Below are 22,708 nucleotides of genomic sequence, written 5' to 3'. Positions count from 1 at the left end.
ATCCGGTCACGCCGTCCGCGTGTCCATTCAGGACAGGATGCCGGTGGGTGTCCACCAGCCCTCGTCGGGGGACGGTGGTGGGGACGTGGGCAGCAGTCCGTTCCTCACTCCGCGGGCGGCAGGTCACCGGCGGGGACGTCGAGGCGCACCCGACCGTCGGTGACCGCGGCGATCTGGTCGGCTGGCACGTAGACCGCACCGGTGCGGGCCAGTTCGGTGGTGACCTTCAGGTAGCCGGTGCGCAGCAGTCGGGCGGCCAGGTCGGCCGGCACGTCCGGCTCCTCGACGGCCGCCGCCTCGATCAACTCGTCGATGCTGCTGCCCGGGTCGGCGGTGGGTGCCTGCACGGCCACCGCGTTGGGATCGCCGCGCTGGACCAGGTCGACCGTGCCGACCTCGACGCCCACGGCGTCCACCACCGGCATGCCCGTGGTGACTTGGGAGAGGATCGCCTGCTGCTCCATGTTCGGGCGGTTCCCGGCCCCGCCCGGCGCTAAACGCCGTTCGGTGGGGCCCAGGCGCTCGGTGGGCGCGGGGACAGCTCCCGCCAGACGTCGGTCCCGTCCAGGAGCGCCCGGACGGTCTCCTCGGCCTCCTCGACGCTGGCGTACTCGTAGAACTGGGAGGCCCCCTCGGCGCCACCGGCCCGCTGCTCGACGTGCCACCGGTCGCCGTCCACCCGGAGGAAGACGTCCCGTCGGGCCAGCCGTCCCCACTTGCCGTTCCACCAGTGCCTACGTTGCTCCATGGCCGGACTCTATCGAACATGCGTACGAAAGAAGTCGGCCCCCGTGGGATTCCCACAGGGGCCGGCGAGGGCGTGGCGAGTCAGCGCGGCGCCGGTGGCTCCGTGCGTCGACCGAGCACGTCGTCCAGCGCGCCCCGCTGGGCCGGGGTGCCCTGGTTGCCGGCGAGCAGCGCGTCCCGGATCTCGGTGAGCAACTTGACCTCCTCGCTGGGCGCCTTCGGCGGCGGCTCCTCACCCCGCTGCCGCCGCTCAGCAAGCTTGTTCATCGGGAACACCACGAGGAAGTAGAGCACCGCCGCGGTGAGCAGGAAGGTGATCAGGGCGTTGACGAAGGCGATCCAGTCGAAGGGGATGCCCCGGAACTCCGGCGCGGTGCCGGCAACACCCTTGTTGCTGCCGGTGATCAGCAGCACGAATGCCCGGATCAACGGTTCGAGGAACGACTTGGTCAGCTGTGTGACCACGCCGGTGAAGGCGGCGCCGATGACGACGCCGACCGCGAGGTCGACGACGTTGCCGCGCATGATGAAGTCTTTGAAGCCCTTGAACATCCGTGCTCCCGTGCTGTCTGTCCGGTAGTCCGGGACAACCTATGCCCCGGGCGGCGGTTCCAGAAAAGCGCCGGCCTCGGCCGCCGCCCGCGCCGGGTCGCCGGCCCGGATCGCCTCGACCAGCCGGCCGTGGTCGACGTACCGTTCCGGCTCCAGCGTGTCACCCATCGCCTGCGCGATGGTGCTGCGCAGCGCCGCCCCGACGGAGGCGTACAGCTCGGCGAGCATCCGGTTGTGGGCGGCGGCGACCACCGCGGTGTGCAGGGCGGCGTCCGCCGCCACGAACTCCTCGACCCGGCCCGAGCGCCAGGCGGCCTCCCGGGCGGCGAGCGCGCCGTCGAGGGTCGCCACGTCCTGCGGGGTACGCCGCAACGCGGCCAGTCGGGCCGCCTCCACCTCGAAGGCCCGCCGCACCTCGACCACCTCGGCCATCCGGTCGTCGGTGAGCCGGCGGGCCACCACCGGGGCCAGTTCGTCGGTCGACACCACGTACGTGCCGGAGCCCTGCCGGCACTCCAGCACCCCCGCGTGCACCAGGGCGCGAACCGCCTCGCGCACGGTGTTGCGCCCGACGCCCAGCGCGGCGACCAGTTGCGGTTCGGTGGGGATCCGGCCGCCGACCGGCCATTCGCCGCCGAGGATGCGGGCCCGCAACTGCGCGATGGTCTGCCGTACCCGGTGCCCGCGTGGCGGCACCCCGCTGGCGTCCACCGGGGGTGTCACCGGTTACAACTCCTGCCGGAATTCATCCCATGATTGTAGGTTCGAGCTCATGACCCCGCCACCCACCGGCACCGCCGTTCGCACCGCCCGACCGGCCACCGGCCCGACCGGGCCTACCACCGCCGGACCGGCAGCCCCCGTCGGCGTCCGTCGACCGGCGTCCGGCGGCTTACTGGTGCTGGTCGCGATGCTGCTGGTCGCGCTCAACCTGCGCGCCGCGGTCACCAGCCTCGGCGCACTCCTCGACGAGGTACGCACCGGCCTGGCGCTCTCCGGCACCATGGCCGGCATCGTCACCACGCTGCCCACCATCGCCTTCGCCGGCCTCGGTGCGCTCACCCCCTGGTTGGTCCGCCGCTGGCCGGCAACCCGGGTGCTGGTGCTGGCGATGCTCGCCCTCACCGCCGGGCAACTGCTCCGGGTGGCCACTGACTCGGCGGCCGTCTTCGTGCTCACCAGCGCGCTCGCGCTGGCCGGCATCGCGGTGGCGAACATCCTGCTGCCGATGCTGGTCAAACAGCACTTCCCGCACCGCACCGCGCTGGTCACCGGGGCGTACACGATGGCCCTGACCGTGGGCACGACGGTGGCCGCCGCGGCTGCTGTTCCGGTCGCCCACGCCTTCGGCTCCTGGCGGGCTGGGCTGGGCGTCTGGGCCGGACTGGCCGCGCTGGCCGTACTGCCGTGGGTGCCGCTGGCGCTGCGCGACCGCGCCGCCCGACGGGCCGTGACCACCGCCGGGGCACCCGCGCCCCGGGTCCGGGTCCGGCCCAGCCGCACCCGGCTGGGCTGGGCGATGGCCCTCTACTTCGGTGCGCAGTCCCTCAGCGGGTACGCCATCATGGGCTGGCTGGCGCAGCTGTTCCGGGACGCCGGCTACCGTGCCGAGACCGCCGGGCTGCTGCTCGCCGGCGTCACCGCGCTCGGCGTGCCGGTCGCCCTGGGAATGCCGACCCTGGCCGGCCGACTGGGCACCCTACGCCCGCTGGTGCTCACGCTGACCGCCTTCTCCACCGCCGCATACCTGGGCCTGGCGCTGGCCCCACGCGGCCTCGCGCCGCTGTGGGTGCTGCTGCTCGCCCTCGGTCAGGGGGCCTTCCCGCTGATTCTGACCGCCATCGGCCTGCGGGCCCGCACGGCCGAGGGCACCGTCGCGCTGTCGGCGTTCGCGCAGAGCACCGGATATGTCATCGCAGCGCTCGGCCCGCTGCTGGTCGGCATCCTGTACGAGGCGACCGGAGGCTGGAACGCCCCAATCGGTTTCCTGCTCGGCGCGCTCGTGGTGCAGACCGGGGCGGGTCTGGTGATCGCCCGTCCCCGGTTCGTCGAGGACGAGCGATGAGCGGACCGGTCAGGAGGACGCCGGTGTGGGGTCACCCGCGACGGCCTGCTCCACCGTCGGGTAGGTGTGCAGCACCTCGACCAGGCCGCTGACCTCCAGGATGCGCAGCACGCCGCGCTGCGGGGCGGCCAGCCGGACCACACCGCCGGCCTCGTCGCAGCTGTTCTTGGCGCGTACGAAGACCGACAGCCCGGTCGAGTCGCAGAACGACACGTCTGCGAGGTCGAACACGAGACGGCTGCGGCCCTTGTCGAGCAGGTCGGTGATCTGGTCCTGCAGCTGCGGTGCGGTCGCCATGTCGAGCTCGCCCGCGACCGACACGACATCGACGTCGCCGCGCTGTTCCGTGTGCACCGTCAAGGACATTCGGACCTCCTGTTATCGGTGGAACGGTATCCCACGAACGGGGTGCCACGCAGAACGGGAGAGCTTGTGGTGGACCTGATCATTTCTTTGCCTCGTGGCAAGTAAGGCGATCGGCGCCGGTGATAGAGTCCGCCCGTCCAGCCCAAAGGAGGGATCATGGCCCTGACCACCGAGGAGAGCGGTCGGCTTGTCGGCCTGCTGGCGATGCACGCGGAGCGTGTCGTGCAGCGCTGGGCCGAGATCGTCGCCGCGTCGCTGCGCGGCCGGCTCAGCCAGGCTGAACTGCGCCTACAGGTGCAGGATCTGCACCGTAGCATGATCGACGCCGGTGCTGAAGGGCTCGCCGACATTCAGTCGGAGAGCGCCGGTGAGCTGCGGGCGGCGCTCGCCGAGCTGTCCCGGGGCTGGGCTCGGCAGGGCTTCTCCGCCACCGAGACCGCGGTGGGTCTCTACGCCCTCAAGGACGTGTTGATCGAGCTGGCCGACTCCGGCGAGGTGGAGCTGCGGGACGTCATCACCTTCAGCGGCCTCGTCGACCGGATGGGCCTGTTCACCTTCGAGACCTACGTGCAGACGCGTGAGGGGTTGATCGCCGACCAGGCCGAACAACTGCTCGAACTCTCCACCCCGGTGGTCAAGATCTGGGACGGCGTGGTCGCCGTGCCGCTGGTCGGTACGCTCGACTCGGCCCGCGCCCAGGTGGTGATGGAGCGGCTGTTGCAGACCCTGGTCGACACCGGCTCCCCGCACGCCATCATCGACATCACCGGTGTGCCGGCGGTGGACACCCAGGTCGCCCAGCACATCCTCAAGACGGTGGTGGCCGCCCGGCTGATGGGCGCCGACTGCATCATCTCCGGCATCCGCCCGCAGATCGCGCAGACCATCGTCGCTCTCGGAATCGAGTTCGGGGACATCGCCACCAAGGCCAGCCTGGCCGACGCGCTGCGACACGTGCTACGGATCACCGGGGTCGACGCCGCCCGCCGCCAGCCGCGCAGGGACGCGTGATGGAGCGGGTGCCGGTCCTCAAGATCGGCGACATCCTGCTGGTGTCCATCCAGATCGACATGTCCGACCAGACCGCGCTCGCCCTCCAGGAGGACCTTGCCGAGCGGATCGTGGAGACCGGCGCGCGCGGCGTCATCATCGACATCACCGCGCTGGACATCGTCGACTCCTTCATCGGTCGGATGCTCTCCACCATCGCCTCGATCTCCCGGGTGCTCGACGCCGAGACGGTGGTCGTCGGGATGCGTCCCGCCGTCGCCATCACCCTGGTCGAGCTGGGACTGTCGTTCAACGGCATCCGTACCGCGCTGAACGTGGAACGCGGCATGGAGCTGATCGCGGCGAGCCACGACGACCTCGGGCCCGACGAAGAGATGGACGATCCAGAGCCGGGACAGGCGGCGACATCAGTATGACCGCGGGCGTCGACCTGAGCCCCAAGGCGCAGGCGATCGGCAGCGACGAAGACGTCGTCCGGGTCCGGCAGTTGGTGCGTACCGTGGCGGTTGCCGTCAAGCTCTCCCTGGTCGACCAGACCAAACTGGTCACCGCAGCCAGTGAGCTGGCCCGCAACACGCTGGTCTACGGCGGGGGCGGCACCGCCGAGGTGACGGTGGTGGACGACGGACGGCGTCGGGGCGTACGCATCGTCTTCGCCGACGCCGGCCCGGGCATCCCCGACCTCACCCTCGCCCTCACCGACGGCTACACCACCGGCGGCGGCCTCGGCCTCGGTCTCAGCGGCGCCCGCCGACTCGTGGACGAGTTCGACGTCGACACCGCGGTCGGAGAGGGCACGCGGGTCACGGTGACCAAGTGGTCCCGGTGAGTGCCGAAGCGGTCCCCGCGGCCGGAGTCTGGTACCGGGTGGAGTCCGGCAGTGCGGCCAGTGCCGTCCGGCGGACCGCCGAGCGGCTCGGCGTCCAGGTCGGGCTGGCGCCGAACCGCGTCGCCGAACTCGCCATCGTCACCGCGGAACTCACCAGCAACCTGGTCAAGCACGCCCGGGAGGGCACGGTGCTCCTCCGCCCGGTACGGGCGGAGGGCGAGGCCGGCGTCGAACTGGTCGCGGTGGACTCCGGCCCCGGCATGGCCGACCTGGCCTTCTCCGCCCGCGACGGCCAATCCACCACCGGCACCCTCGGCATCGGACTCGGCGCCATCGACCGGCAGGCGACCTGGTACGACGCCTGGTCGTGGCGGGGCAAGGGAACCGTGTCGGTGGTGCAGGTCTGGTCGGCGGGCGTGCCCGCCCCACCGATGTGGGCCGCCGGGCTGACCCGGCCGATCACCGGTGAGCAGGTCAGTGGTGACGGGCACGCGGTGCGGGTGGTCGAGGGGCGGCAGCAGGTGTTGGTCTGCGACGGGCTCGGGCACGGCCGCCTCGCCGGCGCCGCGGCGGAGGCCGCCCTGGTGGCGTTCCGCACCGCGCCGGTCGCGTCGCCCGCCGTGGTCCTGCGGCACCTGCACCAGTCGATGACGCACACCCGGGGCGCGGCCGTGGCGGTGGCCGAGCTGGACCCGTCGGCGGTCCTGCTGCGCTACGCGGGTGTCGGCAACATCGCCGGCGTCGTCCTCGGCCCCGACGGTGGCCGCAAGCACCTGGTCTCGCTGCCCGGCATCGCCGGTCACCAGCGGCCGGTGATCCGGGAGTACGACTATCCGTTCCCACCCGAGGCGACGCTGGTCATGCACAGCGACGGGGTGGTCGGCCGGTGGCGGATCGAGGACTATCCGGGGCTGATCGCCCATTCGCCGCTGGTGGTCGCCGCCACCCTGTTACGGGACGCCGGTGTCCGGCGCGACGACGCCTGCGTCCTGGTCGCGAGGAGCCCGGAGTGAGGAAAGTTGAGCCGCTGCTGCAGATGGCGCTCCGGGTCGAGCAGGACATCTTCATCGTCCGGCAGCGGGGGCGGGAGGTGGCCGCCGCCGTCGGGCTGGAGCACCAGGACCAGATCCGGATCGCCACCGCGCTCAGCGAGGTGGCCCGGGACCTGCTGCGAATCGTGGGCGGCGCCGATGTCGCCTTCACCGTCGCCGACGCGCAGGGCGGTCGAAGCGCGCTGTGGGTCGATCTCGCTCCGGTGCGCCCGCTGCCGGAGGGGCGGTATGAGCCGCAGTCCGGCGCGGTGGCGCGTCTGCTGGACACGCTGGGCGTGTCAAGCAGCGAGGGCGATACGGTCGTGAGGATGTCCCGACGCCTTCCCGCCAACACTCCACCGCTGACCGCGGCGCGGCTGGCCAAACTGCGCGCCGAACTCGGGCACACCGCGCCAGCCAGCGCCCTCGACGAGCTGGCCACCCAGAACGAGCAGCTGATCGCCGCGCTGGACGAGGTGCGTGGCCAGCGTGACGAGCTGGCCCGGCTCAACGCGGAGCTGGAGGAGACCAACCGCGGGGTGATGGCCCTCTACACCCAGCTCTCCGAGGAACTGGAGGCGACCAACCGGGGCGTGGTGGCGCTCTACGCGGAACTGGACGAGAAGTCGGCCCAGCTGCGGGCGGCGAGCGAGTCGAAGAGTCGGTTCCTGGCCAACGTCAGCCACGAGCTGCGGGCCCCGGTGACGGCGATCATCGGTCTCGGTCGGCTGCTCACCGACCCGGCCTCCGATCCGCTGAGCCCGGCGCAGGCCGAACAGGTCGAGCTCATCCGTTCCTCCGCCGCGGACCTGCTCTCCCTGGTCAACGACCTGCTCGACCTGGCCAAGGCGGAGTCGGGTCGGATCGAGCCGGAATGGACGCAGGTGGACCTGCGGGCGGTCTTCGGTCAGCTGCAGGGCACGCTGCGGGCCCTGACCACCCGGCCCGCCGTCAAGCTGGTGGTGGAGGATCCGCCCGCGCCGGCCGTGCTCCGGTCGGACGAGGTGCTGCTCTCGCAGGTGCTTCGTAATCTGCTGCACAACGCGCTGAAGTTCACCGAGCGGGGCGAGGTGCGGATGCGCGCCGAACGGGACGGGGACCGGTGGTGCCTGTCGGTCACCGACACCGGCGCCGGGATCCCGCCCGAACTGCACGGGCGGATCTTCGAGGAGTTCTATCAGGTGCCGGGGATCGATCGCCGGGGCGGCACCGGTCTCGGCCTGCCGTACGCGCGGCGGTTGGTGACGCTGCTCGGCGGCACCCTGGAGCTGGCCAGCGAGCCGGGCCGGGGCAGCACCTTCACCGTCGTCCTGCCAGTGGGCGAGGAGTGACGGTGGCCGGCGATCAGACGACGGTGCTGGTGGTCGACGACAGCCGGACCAAACGGTACCTGCTGGTCAGCTGGCTCACCCGGGCCGGTTTCGCCGTACGTGAGGCGGAGACGGGCACCGAGGCGCTCGAACGTGTCGCGACCGAACGGCTCGACCTGGTGGTGCTCGACGTCCGGCTGCCCGACCTGAGCGGCTTCGACGTCTGCGAACGGATGAAGGCGGACCACCCGGCGCTGCCGGTGATCCACGTGTCGGCGCACGCGGTCGACGCGGGGGACCGGGCGCAGGGGCTGACCCGGGGGGCGGACGCGTACCTGGCCGAGCCGATCGAGCCCGACGAGTTGGTGGCCACCGCGCACGCGGTGCTCCGCTACTACCAGGCGAGGCAGCGGGCGGAGCTGCTCGCCGAACGGCTCACCGGGTTGGCCGACACCACCGTCGCCGTGCACGCCGCCTCGACCTTCGCCCGCCTGCTGGAGGAGGCCGTCACCGGCGCGGCTGCGATCTTCAAGAGCCCGGCGGCGGTGATCGCCGAGACCTTCGACGGGGAGTGCCTGGCCGGAGTGGCCGCCGGACCGGGCGCACCGGCGGCGATCGTGCCCTGGACGGTCGACGACACCGTGATCCCGAAGGGCGCCACCGTACGGATCGACGATCCGGTCAACTGGGCTCTGGTGTCGTGGCCGGTCGGGGACACGGTGACCGTGGCGGCGGCGCGGTTGCGTGACGACCGCGCGCCGCTCTACGTGGTGGTGCCCACGGCCACCCAGACCGCCCGGACGCCGGTGCTGGTGCAGCTCGCCCAGGCGGTGGCCTCCGCGGTGGAGGCGCAGCGCTCCTACGACGAGGAACACCGGATCGCGGTCACCCTTCAGCGCAGCCTGTTGCCTCGGAGGCTGCCCGAGGTCACCGGTCTCGACGTGGCCGTGCGCTACGAGCCGGCCAGTGCCCGCACCGAGGTGGGCGGGGACTTCTACGAGCTGGTGATGCTCGACGGTCACCTGCTGGTGGCGATCGGGGACGTGGCGGGCCACTCGCTGCATGCGGCGACCGTGATGGCCGAGCTGCGGCACGCCATGCGGGCGTACGCGGTGGAGGGGCACCAGCCCGGGGTGATCCTGGGCCGGCTCAACGAGCTGATGCGTACCCTGCTGCGCAACGAGCTGGCCACCCTGTGCGTCCTGCTGCTGCACCCGCCCACCGGACGGGTCCGGATGGCCAGCGCCGGGCATCTCCCGGCGTTGATCAACGACGACGGCCGGGTGGACTTCGTCCAGCAGTCCGCGCCGTTGCTCGGGGTCCGTGCCGAGCGCCCCAGCGACCTGGAGTTCGTGCTGCCGCCCGGCGCGACCCTGGTGCTCTACACCGACGGATTGATCGAGCGGCGGGACGCCACCATCGACGAGGGCCTGGCGGCGCTCGCCGCCTGCGCCACCCGGGTGGACGACGACCTGGACCGGTTCTGCGAGCGGCTGCTGGTCGAACTGGCGCCGCAGGAGATCCACGACGACGTCGCCGTGGTGGCCGTCCGCCGCCGCTGACCAACCGGAGCATCGTTGCGGCAGCGCTTTCGTCGTCACGCTGTGCAACGACTGCGGTGCATCACTCGTCGCATCCTCATTCGGCGGGTTCCGGCGTCAGTGTGCTCGCAGCCAGGTCGCCCGGGTCGGGCGGAGTCACTCGCCGTTGGCGAGTGCCCGGGCGTACGCGGCGGGGGAGACGCCGGTGACCGCGGTGAAGTCCCGGACCAGGTGCGCCTGGTCGCTGTAGCCGAGGTCGGCGGCGAGCGTCGCCCAGTCCGGCGGCCCCACGGCGGCCTGCTCGATCGCCTCTTGGAGCCGGTAACGTCGGATCACCCACTTCGGCCCGATCCCCACCTGCTCTCGGAAGAGGCGTTGCAGCCACCGGGTGGAGACGCCGTGCCGGCGGGCGAGATCCGCCACCCGCCGTACGCTCCGGTCGGCGCGGATCGCCTCCACCAGCGTCATCGCCTCGACCGCGGCCGGGTCGGGCCGCGGTGCCCGAGCGGTCAGGAGGGCGTCCAGGGCACGGCAGCGCTCCTCGTCCGTACCCCGGCAGGGTGCCAACCGCCCGGCGGACCCGGCTCGGCCGGCCGGTGCCCGGGCCGTGACCTGCGTGGCGGCGTCGGCGAACTCGTCCAGCGGGCGACGCCGTCCGGTCAGCTCGGCGACCGGGCGCCGCCAGAAGGGGCGGAAACCGCCGGGCCGGAACATGATGCCGCTGACCCGGCCGGTCCCGGTCAGCGTGATCGAGGCGAGCGTCAGCCCGACCCCGGCGATCACCGCGGTCTCCGGGCCGCCGTCTTTCTGCTGAAAGACCACATTGACCGCCGGATGCGGCACCACGTGCTGCACGAACGGGGCGGTCAGCTCCCAGTCGACCAGCCAGTAGTGCTCCACCCAGGGTCGCAGGTGGTCAGCCGGCAGGTGGCGGCGGAAGCGCAACTCCCGGCGGAGCCGGGCCGGATCGAGGATGCCCCGGTGGTCGTCGCGCGGCTGTCGCATTTGTTCAAGACCACCTTCTTACCCTGGCCCCATGGCGACAAAGACTAGTGACCTGCTGGCGGTGGCCGCGCCGCGGACCGTCTCCGTGGTCCGCGCGATCACCGACGACCAACTCGACCTGCCCACCCCCTGCCCCGACTACCGGGTACGCGACCTGACGAACCACCTGTACGACGTGGTGGTCAACTTCCAGGCGCTCGCCGCGCGCCAGGCGGTGGACTGGTCGGCGAAGCCCGACCACCTGACACCGGGGTGGCGGGACGGGTTCGCCACGGAGGCCGGGCGCCTGGTCGAGGCGTGGGCCGACCCGGCAGCCGAGGAGGGCGTCTCGCCGGGGATGGGGCTACCCCAGGCGACGGTCGGCCTGATGGGGCTGATCGACCTGGTGGTGCACGGCTGGGATCTGGCGCGCGCCACTGACCGGCCCTACGAGCCGGCACCCGAGGTCGTCGCGGCCGGGCACCGGTTCATCGACGAGATGGGCCCGATGGCTCGGCAGATGGGCGCGTTCGGCCCGGAGGTGACCGTTGCCCCTGGCTGTACCGAACTGGACCGGCTGCTCGCCCGCGCCGGCCGCGACCCATCCTGGGTCGCTTGACGTCCCTGGGTTCCACGCCCACAACGAGCTGATCCGGTCGCTCGGCGGAGGGCTGGTCGCCGACGAGGGCTTCTACCTCGCCACCATGGATCTGGTCGATCTCGCCGTCGCGGTGGCGGTGGCGGTCGGCGGGCTGGTCGTGGCGCTGGTCGAGGGGATCGCCGCGCGCCGGCGCGCGTACGCGGCGCTGTGGAGGAGTTGCGGGCCGGCTGAGGGGTGAGCAGCCCCCCAGCCGGCCGCTGGCACGCTCAGGCGCGGCCCAGCCGGTCGAGGATCCAGGCGTTGATGAAGGCTTCCTCGCGCCAGGCGTCGTACCGACCGCTCGGGCCGCCGTGGCCGGCGCCCATCTCGGTCTTGAGCAGGTAGTCGCCCTGCGGGGCGACCGCCCGCAGCCGGGCGACCCACTTCGCCGGCTCGTGGTAGAGCACCCGCGTGTCGTTGAGGCTGGTCACCGCCAGGATCGCCGGGTAGTCCACCGGGGCGACGTTCTCGTACGGGGCGTACGACTTCATGTAGGCGTACACCTCCGGGTCGTCGAGCGGGTTGCCCCACTCCTCCCACTCGGTGACGGTCAGCGGCAGCGACGGGTCGAGGATCGAGGTGAGCGGGTCCACGAACGGCACCTGCGCCACGATCCCGGCGAACGCGTCCGGGGCGAGGTTGGCCACCGCGCCCATCAGCAGCCCGCCGGCCGACGCGCCCCGGGCGACGAGCCGGTCGCTGGCCGTCCAGCCCGCCTTGACCAGGTGCCGGGCGCAGGCCACGAAGTCGGTGAAGGTGTTCTTCTTGGCCAGCAGCTTGCCCTCGTCGTACCAGCGCCGGCCCAGATCGCCGCCGCCCCGGATGTGCGCGACCGCGAAGACGACGCCCCGGTCGAGCAGGCTGAGCCGGGCGATGGAGAACCACGGGTCCATGCTCGCCTCGTACGAGCCGTACCCGTAGATCACGCACGGCGCCGAGCCGTCGCGGGGCGTGCCCGTGCGGCAGACCAGCGAGATCGGCACCCGGGTACCGTCGTCGGCGAGCGCCCAGTCCCGGTGCTGTTCGTAGTCGGCCGGGTCGTAGGCCCGCCCGTCCGGCCCCGGCTTCACCGGCTTGCGCCGGCGCAGCACCATCTGCCGGGTGACCAGGTCGTAGTCGTACACCGAGTCGGGGGTGACCAGCGAGGTGTACCGCAACCGGATCTCCCGGGTGCGGTACTCCGGGTTGGCGTCCAGACCGACGCTGTAGATCGGTTCCGGGAAGTCGATGTCCCACTCGTCGCCGCCACCGATCGGGACGACCCGCAGCGCGGTGAGACCGTTGGTGCGCAGCGAGACGACGAGGTGGTTCTCGAAGGCGTCGACCGCCTCCAGCCGCGTGCCGGGGGAGTGCTCGATCAGCGGCACCCAGTCGCCCGGGGCGTCGGCCGAGGTCCAGGCCAGGGCGAAGTCCTCCGCGCCGTCGTTGTGCAGGATCAGGAAGCGGTGGCCGTGGTGTTCGACGGCGTACTCGACGCCCTGCCGGCGGGGCGCGACGACCGCCGGTTCGCCGGTCGGGTTGCCGGCCGGGATCACCCGCACCTCGCTGGTGACCTTGCTGTGGATGTCGATCACCACGAACCGCTCCGAGCGGGTCAGCTCGACACCCACCCAGAACCGCTCGTCGTCCTCGGAGTGGACCACCACGTCCTCGCTCGACGGGGTGCCGACGACGTGCCGCCAGACCCGGTGGGGTCGCCACGCGTCGTCCACCGTGACGTAGAAGAGCACCGAGGCGTCGGTCGACCAGGCGGTGCCGTAGAACGTGCCCGGCACCTCGTCGGCGAGCAGTTCGCCGGTGCGCAGATCCTTGATCCGCAGGGTGAACCGTTCGTCGCCGGTGAAGTCCGTCGAGTACGCCAGCCAGCGCCCGTCGGGGCTGACGTCGAACGCGCCGAGGGCGAAGAAGTCGTGCCCCTCGGCGAGCGCGTTGCCGTCGAGCAGCACCTCCTCGCCGTCCAGTGGGGCGCCGTCGGCGCTGACCGGGGGCGCGGTCTCGCCGTCGCGGACCGCCCGGCGGCAGTGCACGCCGTACTGCTGGCCCTCGACGGTGCGGGTGTAGTACCAGTACCCGCCCTTGCGGGTGGGCACCGTCAGGTCGGTCTCCTGGGTGCGCCGGCGGGTCTCCTCGAACAGTTCCGCGCGCAGCTCGGCCAGGTGCGCCGTGCGGACCTCGGTGTACGCGTTCTCCGCGGTCAGGTGGGCGATCGTCGCCGGATCGTCCTTGGCGGTCAGCCAGGCGTACTCGTCGATGACGGTGTCGCCGTGGTGGGTGCGTTCGGCGGGCACCCGCCGCGCCTGGGGCGGGGTGTCGGTGGTCACGGCGTCACGTTACCGGCCGTCCGCCGTCCGTGGCGCACCCGCCGGGGCGACCCGCCGCCCGACCTTTCGAACATGTGTACGATGACCGGCATGGCGGCAGCAGCGGACTCGACCGGCGCGACGGAGATCACCCGGCGGTTGGCGGCGATATGCGGCCCGTCCTTCGCCCGTCGCGCGGGCGCCGCCGACGAGGTGGCCGGGCGGGTCGCCCGGTGGGTGGCCGTCCCCGGCGGCGCGGAGGCGGCGGCCGAGGTGCTGCGGCTGGCCGCCCGGCACGACCTGACCGTGGTGCCGCGCGGCGCGGGCACCAAGATCGACTGGGGGATGTCGCCCGGGCGGGTCGACATCCTGCTCGACACCGGCCGGCTCGCCGGTATCGGCCACCATCCGGCGGGTTCGCCGGTGGCCGAGATCGGCGCCGGTACGCCGTTGCGTGCCGTCCAGGCCACCCTCGAACGCACCGGCCGGCGGCTACCGCTCGATCCGCCCTCCCCCGGGGCCACCCTCGGCGGGGTGCTCGCCGCCGCCGAGGCCGGCCCGCTGCGGCACCGGCACGGCACCGCGTGCGAGCAGCTCGTCGGCCTGCGCTGGCTGGCCGCCGACGGTGAGCTGGTCGGCGCCGGGGTGGGTCCGCCCGGGCTGTCCGCCGGGGCCGCTCCGGTCGGGCTGGACGTCGGCCGGCTACTCTGCGGTTCCCAGGGCGGGCTCGGGGTGCTCGTGTCGGCCACCGTGCGGGTGCAGGCCGTGCCGGCCAGCCGGATCTGGGTGTGCCGTCCGGTGTGGACCCCGCTGGAGCTGCCCGACCTGATCCGTACGCTGCTCGCCGCCCGGCTCGACCCGGCGGCGGTCGAACTGGACCTGCCGACGACCGGGTCTCGCCGCACCGCGAGGAGTCGGCGCGTGCGGCGGCCCGCGCCAACCATCCCTCCATGGCGGGGCGGCGGGTGGGCCCGGTACGACGCGGGGCGGGCACCCTGGCCGTGCTGCTGGAGGGCGGTCCGGCCGACGTGGCCGAACGAGCCGACCGACTGGTGGCGCTCTTCGAGGGGGAGGCAACAGTGGACAACGCCGCCCCGTGGTGGTGGCGGCGCTACCCGTTCGGGCCGGGCGACACCGCGCTACGGGTCGAGGTGCCGACCACTGACCTGCACGCCGCCGTCTACGCGTTGCGCGACGCGGCCGGCGGCCCCGTCCCGGTACGCGGCTCCGCCGGGCTCGGCGTGGTGCACGCCGCCCTGCCCGCGACGATGCCCGAGGAGCGGGTCGGCGCGGCCCTCGCCGCCGTCCGTGGGGTGCTGCTCGCCCGCCGGGGACGGTGCGTGGTGGTCGCCGCGCCACCGGGGATCCGGCGGGCGGTCGACGTGTGGGGCGAGGCGGCGATCCCCCGGCTCCGGGCCGCGAAGGACCACCTCGACCCGCACCGACGGCTCGCCCCGGGGCGGTTGCCGGGCGGCCTTTGACCGCTCGGGTGGATCAGTCCAGCCACCACCGCTGCATGGAGCCGAGGGCGGGGGTGAACCGCAGCACCGTCAGCACCAGCGTGCCGACCATGGCGGCGAGCAGCAGACGGCGGGCGCGCACCGAGTACCGCTGCCGTTCGCGGGCCAGCACCGCGCCGGTGTAGAGGGCGACCGCGGGCCCGAGTATGAAGCCGAACAGGTACAGCAGGGAGACGGCCGCGTAGAGCCAGAAGAACGGGTTCGCGCCGCTCATCCCGAAGGGCACCATGTCCTTCGGGTCGTACTGCCCGGTGACCATTCCGGCCGGCCCGACGCCCGCGCTGACCATCCGGCCGAGGTAGGCCGCGACCACCACCACGAAAGCGCCGGCCAGCAGCAGATGGGCGGTGAGGATGACGTCCACCCGGGGAGGACGCGCCCCGTGGACATCCACTGTGCTCGACATCGGTGCACGGTACCGCGCCGAGCGCGGCCGCCGGCAGCCTCAGAGCGCGTCGTTGCGCAGCACTAGGAGGGCGATGTCGTCGCGCGGCGTCTCCACCGAGAAGTTGATCGCGGTGGCCCGCAGCCGGGCGGCGATCACGTCCGCCGAGTATCCGGCCAGCGGAGCGGCGGCGTCCCGCAGCCGGTCCACGCCGAACAGTTCCCGGCCGCGCCGGCGTTCGGTCACCCCGTCGGTATAGAAGACCAGCGCGTCGCCGGGGGCGAGCGGGATCTCCGCGGTGGGTGAGGTGATCGTGTCGAGCAGGCCCAGCGCGGTACCACCGATACCGACGAACGACGCCCCGCCACCGCCGCGCAGCAGCACCGGACGGTCGTGGCCGGCCAGGTGCAGCGACACGTCGAGCTGCCCGCGTTCGCCCGGGCCGACGGCCGCGAGGGCGAGCGTGCAGTACCGGCCGCCGCCCCGCTCGACCAGCGTCTCGTTGAGCCGGGACAGCACCTCGGGCAGCGGCTTGCCGTCGCCGATCAGCACCCGGATCACGTCCCGGACCAGCCCGGTCACCGCCGCCGCCTGGATGCCCTTGCCGGAGACGTCCCCGATGACCACCAGCCAGCGGCCGTCCGGCAGCGGCACCACGTCGTAGAAGTCGCCGCCCACCTCGGCGTCGTCGCCGGTCGGGACGTACTCGGCGGCGAAGCCGATCCCCTCCACCACGGGCAGCCCGGGCGGCAGCAGCGAATGCTGGAGGGTCTGGGCCACCCGGCGTCGCTCCGCGTGGATCCGGGCGTTCTCGATCGCCAGGGCGGCCCGCCGCGCCACGTCCTCCAGTACGGCGACCTCGTCCGGGTCGTGCCGGTGCCGCAGGTGCCGGCCCACCGCCAAGGTGCCGAGCCGCTGACCGCGGGCGATCAGCGGGACGGCGAAACCCTCCATCGGCGGACCCAGCGGCACCTGGGTGGCGCTGCGGGACGCCTCCCGCAGCCGGGCCTGGATCGAGTCCGGGCCGATCTCCTGGAGCACCTTGTGCAGTTGGGGCAGGATCGCCTCGTCGGCGTGGCTGGAGGCGGCCAGCCGCAGCCGGCCCCACTCGTCGGTGGTGTGCACCGCACACCACTGGCCCAGCCGGGGCACCACCAGCTGCGGGATGAGTGCCATGGTCAGCTCGACGTCCAGCGACTGGGCGAGTAGCTCGCTCGCCTCGGCGAGGAAGGTCAGCCAGGCCTGCCGGCGGATGTCGGCCCGGCGGAGCCGGTCGTTCTCCAGGTGCAGCGAGATCCGCTCGGCGGCGAGCACCGCCAGCGGTCGGGCGTACGCCGAGGGTGCCGCGTCCAGCTCCAGTTCCCCGGCGTACGGGCGGTGCACCGCCAACGGCACCTGCAGCAGCTGGTTGCCGGATCGGGGCTGGCGGCCGTACCGGGCGAGCACCTGGCTGCCCTGCCCGTCGCCCCGGTCCAGCCGAACCGCGCCCCCGGCCGCGCCCACCATCTCGGCGACCCGGGTCAGCAGGTCGGCGGCGAAGTCGGGCAGCGAATCCTCGGCGTACGGGTCGGGACTGGTCTGGGTCAGCTCGCTCATGGCGGCGGCGCTCGGTGCGGAACTCGCCGTGCCGGTGCCCGCTGCGGCTCCCGCGGGCACCTGCTCCCCTGCTGTCGTACCGGCCATGGTGGCGCGGGAGCGGTCCAGCCGGAACCAGACGCCCTTCCCGGTCGGCAGGTACGTGGTACCCCAGCGGCTGGCGAAGTGGTCGACGAGCAGCAGCCCGCGTCCCCGCTCGGAGATCTCGCCGATCTCGTCGCTGTCGTTGCGGACGCCCACCACCATGTCGTCGACCGGGCCGGCGGCGAAGTCGGTGACGGTGACGGTGAGCCCGACCGGGTCGGCCACGACCTCGATGTCCAGTTCGGTGCGGGCGTGTTCCACCGCGTTGGTGGAGAGTTCGGTGGTCAGTAGCAGCGCCTCGTTGAGCAGGTCGTCGAGGTTGGCCTCGGTGAGCACGGATCGGACCAGTGCGCGGGCGGCGGCGGGCGTACGCCGGTCGGCGGGCAGGCGGATGCGCCGGACGTGCTCGTCCCGCCCCCCGTCCGCTGCGGGCGTTGCCTCCGCTGGCACTCCCGTATCCTCCACTGCCAGGGTCCGGGTGCCAACCCGGACCCCCGGCCGCGCCACCGTCGGGGACCACCATGCGGACCTGCCCCGACGTCCCGTGCTCTGTGGCCACGGACGCCACCGGTCGCGCCATGCCGGTCCTGTCTCGTCTGCGGCATATCGCGGCATTCGTGCTCGACGACACCGCAATATGCCCGCGGACGGAGAACCAGACTCATAGCCGCCCGGCGAAGGTCGCGGGAGTGAGGTGGGCGGGGCAGGTGGGTCGGCTGGGGTGGCCTACGTGGCGTTCGTGGCGTCGACATCCAGGTGGGGACAATGATGGGATGGGTGGCGTGTCCACGAGCGCCGCAGGCCCCGAGCTGAGCGAGGAATGATGAGCGCGAAACAGTCGGTGACCGCGGATCCGTCCGCGACCGAGCCCGAGGCGCTGTTCGTCGAGTTGGCGGAGGCGCTGCGCCGGGTGCGTGGTGGTGACTTCAAGGTGCGGCTGCCCCGGCGGGCGGGCGCGGCCGGTGAGGTGGCCGACGCCTTCAACGACGTGGTGACGCTCCAGGAGCGGCAGTATCTCGACCTGCGCCGGATCAGCCGGATCGTCGGCCGGGACGGCCGGCTGACCGAACGCCTCGACGAGGAGGGTTTCGACGGTTCCTGGGCGGAGGGGCAGCGGGCGATCAACTCGCTGATCGACGACCTGGGCCGCCCCACCACCGAGATCGCCCGGGTGATCGTGGCGGTGGCCGACGGCGACCTCTCCCAGCACATGGCGCTGGAGATCGACGGTCGCCCGCTGCGCGGCGAGTACCTGCGCATCGGCCGCACGGTCAACACGATGGTGGACCAACTCTCGTCCTTCTCCAACGAGGTGACCCGGGTGGCCCGTGAGGTGGGCACGGAGGGCAAGCTCGGTGGTCAGGCCGACGTCCGTGGCGTCGCCGGCACCTGGAAGGACCTCACCGACTCGGTGAACACCATGGCGTCGAACCTGACCGGCCAGGTGCGGTCGATCTCCCAGGTGGCCACGGCGGTGGCGAAGGGTGACCTGAGCCAGAAGATCACCGTGGGTGCCCGGGGTGAGGTCGCCGAGCTGGCCGACACGATGAACTCGCTCACCGACACGCTGCGGCTCTTCGCCGAGCAGGTGACCCGGGTGGCCCGTGAGGTGGGCACCGAGGGCAAGCTCGGCGGTCAGGCCGAGGTGCCGAACGTCGCCGGCACCTGGAAGGACCTCACCGACAGCGTCAACTCGATGGCGTCGAACCTGACCGCCCAGGTGCGCAACATCGCCCAGGTCTCCACGGCGGTGGCCCGGGGCGACCTGTCCCAGAAGATCACCGTGGCGGCGCAGGGCGAGATCCTGGAACTCAAGGACACCGTCAACACGATGGTGGATCAGTTGTCGTCGTTCGCCGACGAGGTGACCCGGGTGGCCCGTGAGGTGGGCATCGAGGGCAAGCTGGGTGGTCAGGCCCAGGTGCGCGGGGTCTCCGGCACCTGGCGCGACCTCACCGAGAACGTCAACCAGCTCGCCGGCAACCTGACCAGCCAGGTGCGCAACATCTCCCAGGTCTCCACCGCCGTGGCGAAGGGCGACCTGTCGCAGAAGATCACCGTGGACGCGCAGGGCGAGATCCTGGAGTTGAAGAACACCGTCAACACGATGGTGGATCAGTTGTCGTCGTTCGCCGACGAGGTGACCCGGGTGGCCCGTGAGGTGGGCACCGAGGGCAAGCTGGGTGGTCAGGCGCAGGTCAAGGGCGTCAGCGGTACGTGGCGGGACCTGACCGACAACGTGAACTCGATGGCGTCGAACCTGACCTCGCAGGTGCGCAACATCGCCTCGGTGACCACCGCCGTGGCGAAGGGTGACCTGTCGCAGAAGATCACGGTGGATGCCCGGGGTGAGATCCTGGAGCTGAAGTCCACGGTGAACACGATGGTGGATCAGTTGTCGTCGTTCGCCGACGAGGTGACCCGGGTGGCCCGTGAGGTGGGCACGGAGGGCAAGCTGGGTGGTCAGGCCCAGGTGCGGGGGGTCGCCGGCACCTGGCGCGACCTCACCGACAACGTGAACTCGATGGCGTCGAACCTGACCGCCCAGGTGCGCAACATCGCCCAGGTCTCCACCGCCGTGGCGAAGGGCGACCTGTCGCAGAAGATCACGGTGGACGCCCGGGGTGAGATCCTGGAGCTGAAGTCCACGGTGAACACGATGGTGGATCAGTTGTCGTCGTTCGCCGACGAGGTGACCCGGGTGGCCCGTGAGGTGGGCACCGAGGGCAAGCTGGGTGGTCAGGCGCAGGTCAAGGGTGTCAGTGGTACGTGGCGGGACCTGACCGACAACGTGAACTCGATGGCGTCGAACCTGACCTCGCAGGTGCGCAACATCGCCTCGGTGACCACCGCCGTGGCCAAGGGCGACCTGAGTCAGAAGATCACCGTGGACGCGCAGGGCGAGATCCTGGAGTTGAAGAACACCGTCAACACGATGGTGGACCAACTCTCGTCATTCGCCGACGAGTTGACCCGGGTCGGCCGCGAGGTCGGCATCGAGGGCAAGCTCGGCGGCCAGGCCCAGGTCAAGGGAGTCTCCGGCACCTGGCGCGACCTCACCGAGAACGTCAACCAGTTGGCGTCCACCCTCACCACCCAGCTCCGGGCGATCTCCCAGGTGTCCACCTCGGTGACCCGTGGTGACCTGACCCAGCGGATCTCGGTCGAGGCGCAGGGCGAGGTCGCCGAGCTGAAGGACAACATCAACCAGATGATCGTCACCCTCCGGGAGACGACCAAGAAGAACGCCGAGCAGGGCTGGCTCGACTCCAACCTGGCCCGCATCGGCGGCCTGCTGCAGGGCCAGCGCGACCTCGGCGAGGTCTGCCGCATGATCATGATGGAGGTGACCCCGCTGGTCGACGCGCAGCTCGGCGCGTTCTTCCTGGCGGACGACTCCGACGGGTCGGTGCGGCTGCGGCTCACCGCCTCCTACGGGTACGTGGCCCGGGGGCATGACGTCACCTTCGGCCCCGGGGAGGGGCTGGTCGGCCAGGCTGCCCTCTCCCGCCGGACGATCCGCGTCAAAGCGCTGCCCGACGGGCGGCTCGTCCTGCGATCCGGGCTGGCCGAGACGCCTCCGACGGACCTGGTGGTGCTCCCCGTCCTCTTCGAGGGCGAGTTGTTGGGTGTGATCGAGTTCGCCAGCGTGACCCGCTTCTCCGAACTGCACCTGACGTTCCTGGAGCGGCTGGTGCTAACCATCGGCGTGGCGGTCAACACCATCCAGGCCAACCGGCGTACCGAGGAGCTGCTGGCGCAGTCGCAGCGGCTGGCGTTGGAGCTGCAGGACCAGTCGGCCGAGTTGCAGCGCACCAACGCCGAGCTGGAGGACAAGGCCAAGCTGCTGAGCGAGCAGAAGGGCAACATCGAGACCAAGAACCGGGAGATCGAGCTGGCCCGGCTCGGCCTGGAGGAGAAGGCGCAGCAGCTCACCCGGGCGTCGGCGTACAAGTCGGAGTTCCTGGCGAACATGAGCCACGAGCTGCGTACGCCGTTGAACTCCCTACTGCTGCTGGCCCGGCTGCTGGCGGAGAACTCGGAGCGGAACCTGACCCGTAAGCAGATCGAGTTCGCCCGCACCATCCACAGCGCCGGCTCCGACCTGCTCTCCCTGATCGACGACATCCTGGACCTGTCGAAGATCGAGGCTGGCCGGATGGACGTCGAGCCGACTGAGGTCCGGTTCGACGAGATCCGTGGCTACGTCGAGCAGGCGTTCGCTCCGCAGGCCGAGGAGAAGGGCCTGGAGTTCCAGGTACGGCTGGCCGAGGAGCTGCCGCCGGCCCTGGTCACCGACGCCCAGCGGTTGCAGCAGATCCTGCGTAACCTGCTCTCCAACGCGGTGAAGTTCACCGACAACGGGGCGGTGACGCTGCGGATCGGACTGGCGCCGGAGAACGCGGTCTTCGACGTGCCGGCGCTGACCAACGCCCGGCAGGTGATCGCGTTCACCGTGATCGACACCGGCATCGGTATCTCGGACGACAAGCTGGGGCTGATCTTCGAGGCGTTCCAGCAGGCCGACGGGACCACCAGCCGCCGGTACGGCGGGACGGGGCTGGGCCTGTCGATCAGCCGGGACCTGGCCCGCCTGTTGGGCGGCGTGATCGCCGTGGCGTCGGCACCCGGGCAGGGTTCGACGTTCACCCTGTTCGTACCCGATGTGCTGGCCCCGGACGCGGTGGTCGCACCGCAGGCTCCGTCGCCGCAGCGCGCGGGACTGCCCTCGTCGTTGCTGATGCCGCCGATGCAGCTGTTGCCCCAGCCGCCGGCGGCTCCGGCGACCCGGCAGTTGGACGGCGCGACGGTGTTGATCGTCGACGACGACGTGCGGAACGTCTTCGCGCTGACCTCCGCATTGGAACTGCACGGCATGACCGTGCTGTACTCGGACAACGGGGCGGACGGGGTTCGTCTGCTGGCCGAGCATCCGGAGGTGGACATCGTGTTGATGGACGCGATGATGCCGGACCAGGATGGGTACGAGACCACCCGGCAGATCCGTCGCAACCACCGGTTCGCGGACCTGCCCATCGTCTTCCTGACCGCGAAGGCGATGCCGGGCGACCGGGAGTCGGCGCTCGCGGCCGGTGGCAGTGACTACATCACCAAGCCGGTCGATCTGGACGAGCTGATCGAGCGGATGGCCGCCTGGATCAGCGGCAGCCGAGGCGAGGAGAATTCGTGACGCAGACGGCCAAGGCGCTGCTGGTCGACGACCGCCGGGAGAACCTGATGGCGCTGGAGGCGATCCTCCAGGGCCTGCCGGTGCAGTCGATCGCTGTGGAGAGCGGCGAAGCCGCGTTGAAGCAGTTGCTGGTGGACGACTTCGCGGTGATCCTGCTGGACGCGCAGATGCCGGACATGGACGGCTTCGAGACGGCCAGCCACATCAAGCGGCGGGAGCGGACCCGGCACGTGCCGATCATCTTCCTGACCGCGGCGGACAAGGACGCCCAGCTCGCCTTGCGCGGGTACGCGGTGGGCGCGGTGGACTACCTGACCAAGCCGTTCGACCCGTGGGTGCTGCGGGCCAAGGTGTCGGTCTTCGTGGAGCTGTGGGTGAAGACCCGGCAGCTCGCCGCGCAGTCCGACGTGGTGCGGGAGCGGGACGCGCAGTGGCGGACGCTCACCGACGCGGTGGACGAGGCGACCATGCTGCTGCGCGCCGACGACAGCCTGGAGGCCCGGGACCAGGCCGTCGACCTTCTCGAGCAGGCCCGCTGGGGCACCACCCCCTGACC

At 71.9% G+C, this 22,708-nt stretch carries 22 protein-coding genes and 1 pseudogene; 13 read left to right on the top strand and 10 right to left on the bottom strand.

What is annotated here, in order from left to right; translation table 11 throughout:
• Positions 1 to 104 precede the first annotated feature (104 nt).
• The 4 genes from E1166_RS15370 to E1166_RS15355 all read right to left on the bottom strand — a co-directional run bounded on the left by E1166_RS15370 (position 105) and on the right by E1166_RS15355 (position 2,022).
• Complete coding sequence (locus E1166_RS15370; protein ID WP_132339526.1) at positions 105 to 464, bottom strand: hypothetical protein; 360 nt, start codon at positions 462 to 464, stop codon at positions 105 to 107.
• Positions 465 to 493: 29 nt separating this feature from the next.
• Positions 494 to 748 (bottom strand): hypothetical protein, encoded by a 255-nt coding sequence (locus E1166_RS15365; protein ID WP_132266346.1) that lies wholly within the window; start codon positions 746 to 748, stop codon positions 494 to 496.
• Between the two features lie 80 nt (positions 749 to 828).
• Complete coding sequence (mscL, locus tag E1166_RS15360) at positions 829 to 1,299, bottom strand: large conductance mechanosensitive channel protein MscL (RefSeq protein ID WP_132339524.1); 471 nt, start codon at positions 1,297 to 1,299, stop codon at positions 829 to 831.
• A 39-nt stretch (positions 1,300 to 1,338) separates the two neighbouring features.
• Positions 1,339 to 2,022, bottom strand: coding sequence for a FadR/GntR family transcriptional regulator (locus E1166_RS15355; RefSeq protein WP_132266340.1), 684 nt, complete (start codon positions 2,020 to 2,022; stop codon positions 1,339 to 1,341).
• Positions 2,023 to 2,209: 187 nt separating this feature from the next.
• Here E1166_RS15355 and E1166_RS15350 point away from each other — a divergent pair, with 187 nt between their 5' ends.
• Positions 2,210 to 3,364: an MFS transporter gene (locus E1166_RS15350; protein WP_243710367.1), complete on the top strand. Its 1,155-nt coding sequence runs from the start codon at positions 2,210 to 2,212 to the stop codon at positions 3,362 to 3,364.
• Between the two features lie 9 nt (positions 3,365 to 3,373).
• On the opposite strand, the gene E1166_RS15345 is transcribed toward E1166_RS15350, so the two are convergent.
• Positions 3,374 to 3,730, bottom strand: a complete 357-nt coding sequence (locus E1166_RS15345) for an STAS domain-containing protein (RefSeq protein ID WP_132266334.1) — start codon at positions 3,728 to 3,730, stop codon at positions 3,374 to 3,376.
• Positions 3,731 to 3,886: 156 nt separating this feature from the next.
• On the opposite strand from E1166_RS15345, the gene E1166_RS15340 reads away from it, so the two are divergent.
• From E1166_RS15340 to E1166_RS15315, 6 genes are read left to right on the top strand one after another with little or no spacing between them, the layout of a single operon-like run.
• Positions 3,887 to 4,741, top strand: coding sequence for an STAS domain-containing protein (locus E1166_RS15340; RefSeq protein WP_132339520.1), 855 nt, complete (start codon positions 3,887 to 3,889; stop codon positions 4,739 to 4,741).
• The gene (locus E1166_RS15335) at positions 4,741 to 5,157 is read left to right on the top strand and encodes an STAS domain-containing protein (protein ID WP_132339518.1); all 417 of its coding nucleotides are present in this window, start codon (positions 4,741 to 4,743) and stop codon (positions 5,155 to 5,157) included. Before E1166_RS15340 ends, E1166_RS15335 begins: the two co-directional genes overlap by 1 nt.
• Positions 5,154 to 5,570, top strand: a complete 417-nt coding sequence (locus tag E1166_RS15330) for an ATP-binding protein (protein WP_132266324.1) — start codon at positions 5,154 to 5,156, stop codon at positions 5,568 to 5,570. The genes E1166_RS15335 and E1166_RS15330 overlap by 4 nt, the downstream gene beginning before the upstream one ends.
• Entirely contained in the window at positions 5,567 to 6,583 is a 1,017-nt protein-coding gene (locus E1166_RS15325; protein WP_132339516.1) for a SpoIIE family protein phosphatase, read from the top strand. Before E1166_RS15330 ends, E1166_RS15325 begins: the two co-directional genes overlap by 4 nt.
• Positions 6,584 to 6,606: 23 nt before the next feature.
• On the top strand, positions 6,607 to 7,932 hold the full coding sequence (locus E1166_RS15320; protein WP_132339536.1) for a sensor histidine kinase: 1,326 nt from the start codon (positions 6,607 to 6,609) through the stop codon (positions 7,930 to 7,932).
• Positions 7,929 to 9,473: a SpoIIE family protein phosphatase gene (locus E1166_RS15315; RefSeq protein WP_132339514.1), complete on the top strand. Its 1,545-nt coding sequence runs from the start codon at positions 7,929 to 7,931 to the stop codon at positions 9,471 to 9,473. Before E1166_RS15320 ends, E1166_RS15315 begins: the two co-directional genes overlap by 4 nt.
• Before the next feature lie 135 nt (positions 9,474 to 9,608).
• Here the strand turns inward: E1166_RS15315 and E1166_RS15310 are convergent, their stop codons facing one another.
• Positions 9,609 to 10,457 carry an AraC family transcriptional regulator gene (locus tag E1166_RS15310; RefSeq protein ID WP_132339512.1) on the bottom strand — a complete coding sequence of 283 codons (849 nt, stop codon included), beginning with the start codon at positions 10,455 to 10,457 and terminating at the stop codon, positions 9,609 to 9,611.
• A 31-nt stretch (positions 10,458 to 10,488) separates the two neighbouring features.
• Here E1166_RS15310 and E1166_RS15305 point away from each other — a divergent pair, with 31 nt between their 5' ends.
• Both E1166_RS15305 and E1166_RS15300 read left to right on the top strand, forming a co-directional pair.
• Positions 10,489 to 11,055, top strand: coding sequence for a TIGR03086 family metal-binding protein (locus tag E1166_RS15305; RefSeq protein ID WP_132339510.1), 567 nt, complete (start codon positions 10,489 to 10,491; stop codon positions 11,053 to 11,055).
• A complete protein-coding gene (locus tag E1166_RS15300) occupies positions 10,985 to 11,275 on the top strand; it encodes a hypothetical protein (protein WP_132339508.1) in 291 nt (96 codons plus the stop codon). The genes E1166_RS15305 and E1166_RS15300 overlap by 71 nt, the downstream gene beginning before the upstream one ends.
• A 28-nt stretch (positions 11,276 to 11,303) precedes the next feature.
• On the opposite strand, the gene E1166_RS15295 is transcribed toward E1166_RS15300, so the two are convergent.
• Both E1166_RS15295 and E1166_RS32025 read right to left on the bottom strand, forming a co-directional pair.
• Positions 11,304 to 13,397 (bottom strand): S9 family peptidase, encoded by a 2,094-nt coding sequence (locus tag E1166_RS15295; protein WP_132339506.1) that lies wholly within the window; start codon positions 13,395 to 13,397, stop codon positions 11,304 to 11,306.
• The gene (locus tag E1166_RS32025) at positions 13,394 to 13,744 is read right to left on the bottom strand and encodes a hypothetical protein (protein WP_243710364.1); all 351 of its coding nucleotides are present in this window, start codon (positions 13,742 to 13,744) and stop codon (positions 13,394 to 13,396) included. The genes E1166_RS15295 and E1166_RS32025 overlap by 4 nt, the downstream gene beginning before the upstream one ends.
• Between E1166_RS32025 and E1166_RS32020 the strand changes: the two are divergent.
• Positions 13,650 to 13,952: pseudogene (locus tag E1166_RS32020) on the top strand (FAD-binding protein); the annotation flags it as partial. The gene E1166_RS32025 and the pseudogene E1166_RS32020 sit on opposite strands and share 95 nt — an antisense overlap.
• A 374-nt stretch (positions 13,953 to 14,326) precedes the next feature.
• Positions 14,327 to 14,857 carry a hypothetical protein gene (locus E1166_RS32015; RefSeq protein WP_243710363.1) on the top strand — a complete coding sequence of 177 codons (531 nt, stop codon included), beginning with the start codon at positions 14,327 to 14,329 and terminating at the stop codon, positions 14,855 to 14,857.
• A gap of 13 nt (positions 14,858 to 14,870) precedes the next feature.
• On the opposite strand, the gene E1166_RS15285 is transcribed toward E1166_RS32015, so the two are convergent.
• Positions 14,871 to 15,302, bottom strand: a complete 432-nt coding sequence (locus E1166_RS15285; protein ID WP_132339504.1) for a hypothetical protein — start codon at positions 15,300 to 15,302, stop codon at positions 14,871 to 14,873.
• Positions 15,303 to 15,341: 39 nt separating this feature from the next.
• Positions 15,342 to 17,411 carry a SpoIIE family protein phosphatase gene (locus E1166_RS15280; RefSeq protein WP_132266296.1) on the bottom strand — a complete coding sequence of 690 codons (2,070 nt, stop codon included), beginning with the start codon at positions 17,409 to 17,411 and terminating at the stop codon, positions 15,342 to 15,344.
• A gap of 370 nt (positions 17,412 to 17,781) precedes the next feature.
• Between E1166_RS15280 and E1166_RS15275 the strand changes: the two genes are divergently transcribed.
• On the top strand, positions 17,782 to 22,152 hold the full coding sequence (locus tag E1166_RS15275) for a HAMP domain-containing protein (RefSeq protein ID WP_132339502.1): 4,371 nt from the start codon (positions 17,782 to 17,784) through the stop codon (positions 22,150 to 22,152).
• Positions 22,149 to 22,706: a response regulator gene (locus E1166_RS15270; protein ID WP_132339500.1), complete on the top strand. Its 558-nt coding sequence runs from the start codon at positions 22,149 to 22,151 to the stop codon at positions 22,704 to 22,706. The genes E1166_RS15275 and E1166_RS15270 overlap by 4 nt, the downstream gene beginning before the upstream one ends.
• Positions 22,707 to 22,708: the final 2 nt, after the last annotated feature.

This window comes from Micromonospora sp. KC213 (genome assembly GCF_004348325.1).
Classification (GTDB): domain Bacteria; phylum Actinomycetota; class Actinomycetes; order Mycobacteriales; family Micromonosporaceae; genus Micromonospora.
The sequence above is the reverse complement of the archived record's forward strand: the minus strand, read 5'-3'. Positions and strand labels throughout refer to the sequence as shown.